At 73.6% G+C, this 6,213-nt stretch carries 9 protein-coding genes; 2 read left to right on the top strand and 7 right to left on the bottom strand.

All coding sequences use genetic code 11. The features are described 5' to 3' along the window. The coding region (locus ACI79L_RS21210) for a DUF3618 domain-containing protein (RefSeq protein ID WP_456938687.1) at nucleotides 1-376 on the bottom strand (376 nt) is incomplete at its 3' end. Then, entirely contained in the window at nucleotides 373-810 is a 438-nt protein-coding gene (locus tag ACI79L_RS21205) for a phage holin family protein (protein WP_456938686.1), read from the bottom strand. The genes ACI79L_RS21205 and ACI79L_RS21210, both read right to left, overlap by 4 nt. A 124-nt stretch (nucleotides 811-934) precedes the next feature. On the opposite strand from ACI79L_RS21205, the gene ACI79L_RS21200 reads away from it, so the two are divergent. Further along, on the top strand, nucleotides 935-1,147 hold the full coding sequence (locus tag ACI79L_RS21200) for a hypothetical protein (RefSeq protein ID WP_387989214.1): 213 nt from the start codon (nucleotides 935-937) through the stop codon (nucleotides 1,145-1,147). Between the two features lie 31 nt (nucleotides 1,148-1,178). Here ACI79L_RS21200 and ACI79L_RS21195 read toward each other — a convergent pair whose 3' ends face one another. Together ACI79L_RS21195 and ACI79L_RS21190 are read right to left on the bottom strand one after the other, a co-directional pair. Further along, a complete protein-coding gene (locus ACI79L_RS21195) occupies nucleotides 1,179-2,162 on the bottom strand; it encodes an aldo/keto reductase family protein (protein ID WP_456938685.1) in 984 nt (327 codons plus the stop codon). Between the two features lie 21 nt (nucleotides 2,163-2,183). Beyond that, on the bottom strand, nucleotides 2,184-2,798 hold the full coding sequence (locus ACI79L_RS21190) for a DUF3043 domain-containing protein (RefSeq protein ID WP_456938684.1): 615 nt from the start codon (nucleotides 2,796-2,798) through the stop codon (nucleotides 2,184-2,186). 143 nt (nucleotides 2,799-2,941) lie between these two features. Here ACI79L_RS21190 and ACI79L_RS21185 point away from each other — a divergent pair, with 143 nt between their 5' ends. Then, nucleotides 2,942-3,298 (top strand): HesB/IscA family protein, encoded by a 357-nt coding sequence (locus tag ACI79L_RS21185; protein ID WP_089402984.1) that lies wholly within the window; start codon nucleotides 2,942-2,944, stop codon nucleotides 3,296-3,298. Between the two features lie 65 nt (nucleotides 3,299-3,363). Here the strand turns inward: ACI79L_RS21185 and asnB are convergent, their stop codons facing one another. The 3 genes from asnB to ACI79L_RS21170 are packed head-to-tail and all read right to left on the bottom strand — an operon-like array spanning nucleotide 3,364 to nucleotide 6,028. Further along, complete coding sequence (asnB, locus tag ACI79L_RS21180; protein WP_456938683.1) at nucleotides 3,364-5,298, bottom strand: asparagine synthase (glutamine-hydrolyzing); 1,935 nt, start codon at nucleotides 5,296-5,298, stop codon at nucleotides 3,364-3,366. Nucleotides 5,299-5,328: 30 nt separating this feature from the next. Beyond that, nucleotides 5,329-5,673: a DUF3817 domain-containing protein gene (locus ACI79L_RS21175; protein WP_456938682.1), complete on the bottom strand. Its 345-nt coding sequence runs from the start codon at nucleotides 5,671-5,673 to the stop codon at nucleotides 5,329-5,331. Continuing rightward, entirely contained in the window at nucleotides 5,663-6,028 is a 366-nt protein-coding gene (locus tag ACI79L_RS21170; protein ID WP_456938681.1) for a metalloprotease, read from the bottom strand. Before ACI79L_RS21170 ends, ACI79L_RS21175 begins: the two co-directional genes overlap by 11 nt. Nucleotides 6,029-6,213 lie beyond the last annotated feature (185 nt).

Below are 6,213 nucleotides of genomic sequence, written 5' to 3'. Positions count from 1 at the left end.
GGGGGGGTTGTGGGGGGGCGGGGGGGGCGGGGGGGGGCGCGGGGCCGCGGGGCGCCGCGCGGGGGTGGGGGGGGCCCCCGGCCGGGCGGCGCCTGCGGCGCCGCCGCCAGACGACCAGCCCGACCAGGCCGGCGAGCGCGGCGCCGGCGCCGATGACGGCGGGCGGGCTCTCGCGGTAGGTCTCGACGGCGGTGTCCTTGGCCCGGGCCGCGCCCTCCTTGGCCCGGGCGGGGACGTCGAGGCGGTGGCTGAGCTCGTCGACGGTGCGGCCGAGCTGCTCGCGGGTCGCCTCGATCTCGGCCTTGATGGCCTCGGGGTCGGTCGGCCCGCTCGCCGCGGCGTCCTCGGGACGGGAGCCACCGGTCGGGGTGCTCATCGGCGCGCACTCTCCTTCACCGTCGCGATGTCGGCCTTGGTGCTGGCGATCGCCTCGGTGGGCACCGGCGGCGTGCCCTTCTGCACGTCCTTCTTGCCGACCAGCGCCAGGACCCCGGCGACGGCGAACAGCACCACCGCGACGATCAGGGCGGCGAGCCAGGCGGGCAGGACGACGTCCAGGGCCAGGACGGCGGTGGCGACCAGCACGCACAGCCCGAGGAAGCCGACCAGCCCGGCGCCGCCGAACAGGCCGGCGCCGATCCCCAGGCGCTTGGCCTTCTGGGTCATCTCGGCCTGGGCCAGGCGGGCCTCGTCGCGGACCAGGCGGGAGACCTGCTCGGTCAGCTGGCTGATCAGCTGGCCGGTCGAGGCCTCGTCGGTCGACGGCGGCGGGGGTGTGGCGCGCGAGGCGCCCGCGGGGGGCACGGTCATCGGTCCTCCGGGGAACGGGGCGGTCGATGACCTCCCATGCCCGGGGAGATCGACGGCGTAACCCCGCGCGTGGTCACACCCTGGACACGACGCGGTCCGGCGGCGCGGTCACTACCCTCGCGCCATGAGCTGGACGTGGCGGCTGGAGGACCCGACCGGCGCGACCCTGGACCCGGCCGCGCTCGGCGTCGAGGTGCCGCCCGCGGACAACCAGGGCGACGCCGAGTCGTGGCTGGGGGAGAACTGGCGCGACCTGCTCGCCCGGGGCGTGGCCACGGTGAGCCTGTTCGACGGCGACACCAAGGCGTACGGGCCGATGGCGCTGGCCCCGGCCTGAACCTCAGCTGGAGGTCCAGGCCGGGGGTGGGTCATCCGCGGGCGGTCTTGGCCGGGTCGCGCTCCACGACGTCCCCGAGCACCTCGTCGATGCGCGCCATCACGTCGTCCTCGAGGCGCACGCCTGCGGCCTTGACGTTGTCGTGCACCTGCTCCGGGCGGGTCGCGCCGATGATCGCCGCGGCCACGTTGTCGTTCTGCAGCACCCAGGCGACGGCGAGCTGCGCCATCGACAGGCCGAGGTCGTCGGCGACCGCCCGCAGCTCCTGCACGCGGGTGAGGACGTCGTCGCTCAGGAAGCCGCGCATCGACCGGCCGGCCTCCTCGTGCCCGGCCCGGCTGTCGGCCGGCGGCTGCTCGCCCGGCCGGTACTTGCCGGTGAGCACGCCCTGGGCCAGCGGCGACCAGACGATCTGGGAGACGCCCTCGCGCTGCGACGTCGGGACGACCTCGTCCTCGATGACCCGCCACAGCATCGAGTACTGCGGCTGGTTGCTGATCAGCTGGATGCCGAGGTCGCGGGCCAGTGCCGCGCCGGCGGCGATCTCCTCGGCCCGCCACTCCGAGACCCCGACGTAGAGGACCTTGCCCGCCCGCACCAGGTCGGCGAAGGCGGTCATCGTCTCCTCGAGCGGCACCGTCGGGTCGTACCGGTGCGCCTGGTAGAGGTCGATGTGGTCGGTCTGCAGCCGCCGCAGCGAGGCGTCGCAGCTCTCGGTGACGTGCTTGCGGCCCAGGCCGCGGTCGTTGGGGCCGGGGCCGGTGGGCCAGTAGACCTTGGTGAAGATCTCCAGGCCCTCGCGGCGCCGGCCGGCCAGGGCGCGGCCGAGCACCGACTCGGCGCGGGTGCCCGCGTAGACGTCGGCGGTGTCGAAGGTCGTGATGCCGGCGTCGAGGGCGGCGCGCACGCAGGCCTGCGCGGCGTCCTCCTCGACCTGGCCCCCGTGGGTGAGCCAGTTGCCGTAGGCGATCTCGGAGATGGTCAGGCCGGAACGGCCGAGGCGTCGGTACTCCACGTGCCCCGACGCTAGTGCCGGCTAGACCTCGGCGCCGACCGCGACCTCGGGCTTCGGGAACCGCCAGCGGCGGATCATCGTCGCGCGGCTGACGCCGTACCAGACCAGGCCCTTCATCCGGTGCGGCTGGTCGGGGAAGCGCTGGCGCACCGTCTTCGAGATCCGCCGGCCCAGGAACACCGAGTCGACGATGATCACCAGGAAGAACAGGAACCAGACGAAGACCGTGTAGTTCTGCACCGCCGGGTTCGGGATGAAGTACCCGACCAGCACCAGCGCGGCGACCGGCAGGAAGAAGCTGCCCGCGTTGCGGCGCGCGTCGACCATGTCGCGGACGAGCTTGCGCACCGGTCCGCGGTCGCGCGCCGGGAGGTAGGCGTCGTCGCCGCGCGCCATGCCCGCCCGGGTGTCGGCCCGCCGCTGCGCCTGCTGCTGGCGCATGCGGGCGTAGGCCTCCTTGCGCGTGGTGGGCGGCGGCGGGGGCGGACCGGGACGGCGGCCCTGCGCCTCGGCGCGCTTGGGCGTCGGGCGGCCCTTGCCGCCGGCCTTCACCAGCTGCTGCTCGGTCAGGTCGGCGGCGATGTCCGGGGCGGTCTCGGCGGCGCGGTCCCGGCGCCCGGGCAGGCGGAGCTTCACGCCGGCGAGTCTACGTGCGTCCCCGCGAGGGACTGGCCTCCCGCGGTGCGCGCCGTACAGTGGGAAGAGGGCCCGCCACGGCGGTGTTGACCCGCGGCAGGGACTGCCGCAACGGACGCCCTCGGATGTGGGAGGACAACGACATGACGGTGCAGGACACCGAGACCACCGGCAGCACCGGCGTGCTGCTCAGCGAGCCGGCCGCCTCGAAGGTCAAGGCGCTGCTGGACCAGGAGGGTCGTGACGACCTGCGTCTGCGCATCGCCGTCCAGCCCGGTGGCTGCTCCGGCCTGCGCTACCAGCTCTTCTTCGACGAGCGGTTCCTCGACGGCGACCAGACCTACGAGTTCGGTGGCGTCGAGGTCATCGTGGACCGGATGAGCGGCCCGTACCTGGGTGGCGCGGTGATCGACTTCGTCGACACCATCGAGAAGCAGGGCTTCACGATCGACAACCCGAACGCGCAGGGCTCCTGCGCGTGCGGCGACTCGTTCCACTGAGCGCCCGAGCCTGAGCGCGAGAACGGCGCCCGTCCCCTCCCGGGGACGGGCGCCGTTCCGCGTTCTCAGAGCTTGACGGGGTAGACCGTCTCCGGGACGTCGACGACGATCCGCTCCTCGACGAAGATCCCGTGCCACACCATGAAGACCAGCACCGTCCACAGCTGACGGGCGACCCGCTTGCTCGGCACCTCCTCGGCGCGCAGCCGGTCGAGCAGCCCGAGGACGACGTCGCGGTCGAGCCACTCCTGCGTCTGGCTGGCGGTGACGATCTCGCGGGCCCACTCGTGCAGCGGGCCGGCGAGGAAGTCCGCCGTCGGCACGGGGAAGCCGAGCTTGCGCCGGTTCATGATCCGCGGCGGCACGATCTGGCGCATGGCCTGGCGCAGCGCGTACTTGGTGGCGTCGCCGCGGCGGGGCACCCGCTGGTCCACCGGCAGCGAGCTCGCGATCGCGAACACCTCGGGGTCGAGGAACGGCACCCGCAGCTCGAGCGAGTTGGCCATCGTCATCTTGTCGGCCTTGACCAGGATGTCGCCGCGCAGCCAGGTGAACAGGTCCACGTACTGCATCGCCGTCACGTCGTCGTAGCCGGCCTCGCGGGTGCGCCGGTACAGGTCCTCGGTGACCGCCACGTGCGACAGGTCGGGGTCGCGGCCGGGCAGCAGCGCGGCCAGCTCGTCGTCGCGCAGGTTGCGGGCGTTGCCGTAGTACCGCTGCTCCAGCGGGATCGACGCCCGGCGCAGCAGGTCCTGGCCGCGGACGCCCTCGGGCAGCACGTCGGCGATCCGGGCCATCGCCCGGCGGGCGGCCGGCGGCAGCTTCGACGCCCACGCGAGGCTGATCGGCTCGCGGTAGATCGTGTAGCCGCCGAACAGCTCGTCGGCGCCCTCGCCGGACAGCACGACCTTGACGTGCTTGCGCGCCTCGCGGGCCACGAAGTACAGCGGCACGAGCGCGGGGTCGGCGACCGGGTCGTCGAGGTACCAGACCACCTCGGGGATGGCCGCGGCGAACTGCTCGGCGGTGACCTCGACCGGCACGTGCTTGACGCCGAGGATCGACGCCGACTCGGCGGCGATCTCGATCTCCGACTGGGCCTGCCGCTGGAAGCCGACCGTGAACGTCAGCAGGTCCGGGTTGTAGCGGTGCGCGAGCGCGGCGATCGCGGTGGAGTCGATGCCGCTGGACAGGAACGACCCGACGGTGACGTCGGCCCGCATGTGCTTGGCCACCGACTCGTCGAGCACCGCGGCGATGCGGTCGTAGAGCTCCTGCTCCCGGCCGGCGGGCACCGGCTGCGGCGTCCAGGCGGGGTGGAAGTAGCGCGCCGTGGACAGCTCGCCGTCGACGACGGTGAAGGTCGTGCCGCTCTCGATCCGGCGGATGCCGCGGTGCAGCGTCGCCGGCTCCGGCACGTACTGCAGCGTCAGGTAGTGCTGCAGCGACGCCGGGTCGACCCCGCCGGCGGCCGCGCTGCCGCCGAGCAGCTGCAGCAGCGCCTTCTTCTCCGAGCTGAAGACCAGCCCGCCGTCGGCCAGGCGCGCGGTGAACAGCGGCTTGATGCCGAACGGGTCGCGGGCGCCGAAGGCGGTGCGGGTCTCGGTGTCCCAGATGACGAAGGAGAACATCCCGCGCAGCCGCCGGACGACGTCCTGGCCCCACAGGTGGTAGCCCGCGACGATCGTCTCCGTGTCGCCGTGCGTGGCCAGCTGCGCGCCGGCGGCCTGCAGCTCCTCGCGCAGCTCGACGTAGTTGTAGATCTCCCCGTTGAAGAGGATCCGGTAGCGGTCACCGGCGTAGGGGAGGGGCTGGGGGCTGCCCTCGACGTCGATGATCGACAGCCGGTTGAAGCCCAGGACGACGTTCTGGTCCGACCAGACCGCGGTGTCGTCGGGGCCGCGGTGGTGCAGGCAGTGCAGCGCCTCGCGGACGTCGTCGACGTGCCGCTCGGCGACCCGGGGCGCGTCGGTGGACAGGTAGGCCAGCAGGCCGCACATGCGGAGTTCTCCCGAGCGTGAGGAGGACGGTCAGAGGGGGCGGCCGGCGCGGACGCGGGTGGTCACCCGGCGCTCCGCGACGAACGACACGAGGGGGACGACGCCGGCCAGCAGCACCAGCAGGGTGCCCTTGGCGGTGAACCGCGCCTTGAGGGCCAGGTCGAACGCCGTCAGGAGGTAGACGATGTAGAGCAGCCCGTGGACGGGCGAGACGACCGCGGACACCTCGGGCACCCCGGCCGCGTAGCGCAGCGGGATGGCAACGGCGACGAGCACCAGGAGCATCACGCCGACGGCATAGGCCATGACGCGGTAGCGGGTGAGCGCGCCGGCCACCTGCGGGGCCAGCGCCGCCTGCTGCGGCTCAGCGGCCACCGGGACCCCGCTGGCCGAGCGCCCGCTCGTTGAGCTCGGCGAGGTAGGCGTTGTAGGCGGCCAGCTCCGGGTCCCCGCTGGTGTCCACCCGCGGCCGCTGGTACAGCACGACGGCGGTGGTCGGCTCGTCCTCGTCGGGGTGGCGGTTGAGCTCGACGCGGACCATGCGGACGTAGAACCACAGGCCCATGAGCCCGTACAGCGGCCACTGCAGCGCGTAGCTCCAGTTGACCGCGCCGCCGCCGTTCTCGGCCTTGGACAGCTGCCAGTAGCCGAGGAAGAACGTGGCGACGAACAGGGCGGCCACCAGCAGGTGCAGCAGCACCCACCGGGGGGTCAGCAGCCGCGTCCACACGCCCCCGACTCTAACCGCCCCCGCCGCCGGCGAGGCGGCACGGTGAGCAGGGCCACGGGTGGCCGGTCACCGGCGTCCCGGCGGTCCCGGCCGACCCGCCGGTACCGGGTCTCCGGTGGTCGGCCGCCGTGCGGGGTCGGCTAGTCTCGGCCCAGACTGAGGTCGGCGCACGGACCAGGGCGGGT

The sequence above is a fragment of the Geodermatophilus sp. SYSU D00684 genome (assembly GCF_054050455.1).
This window is presented reverse-complemented; position numbering and strand designations above follow the sequence as displayed.

Coding starts and splice junctions, on each gene's coding strand:
- ACI79L_RS21205 (WP_456938686.1), bottom strand. CDS start 810: ATGACCGTGCCCCCCGCGGGCGCCTCGCGCGCCACACCCCCGCCGCCG.
- ACI79L_RS21200 (WP_387989214.1), top strand. CDS start 935: ATGAGCTGGACGTGGCGGCTGGAGGACCCGACCGGCGCGACCCTGGAC.
- ACI79L_RS21185 (WP_089402984.1), top strand. CDS start 2,942: ATGACGGTGCAGGACACCGAGACCACCGGCAGCACCGGCGTGCTGCTC.
- asnB (WP_456938683.1), bottom strand. CDS start 5,298: ATGTGCGGCCTGCTGGCCTACCTGTCCACCGACGCGCCCCGGGTCGCC.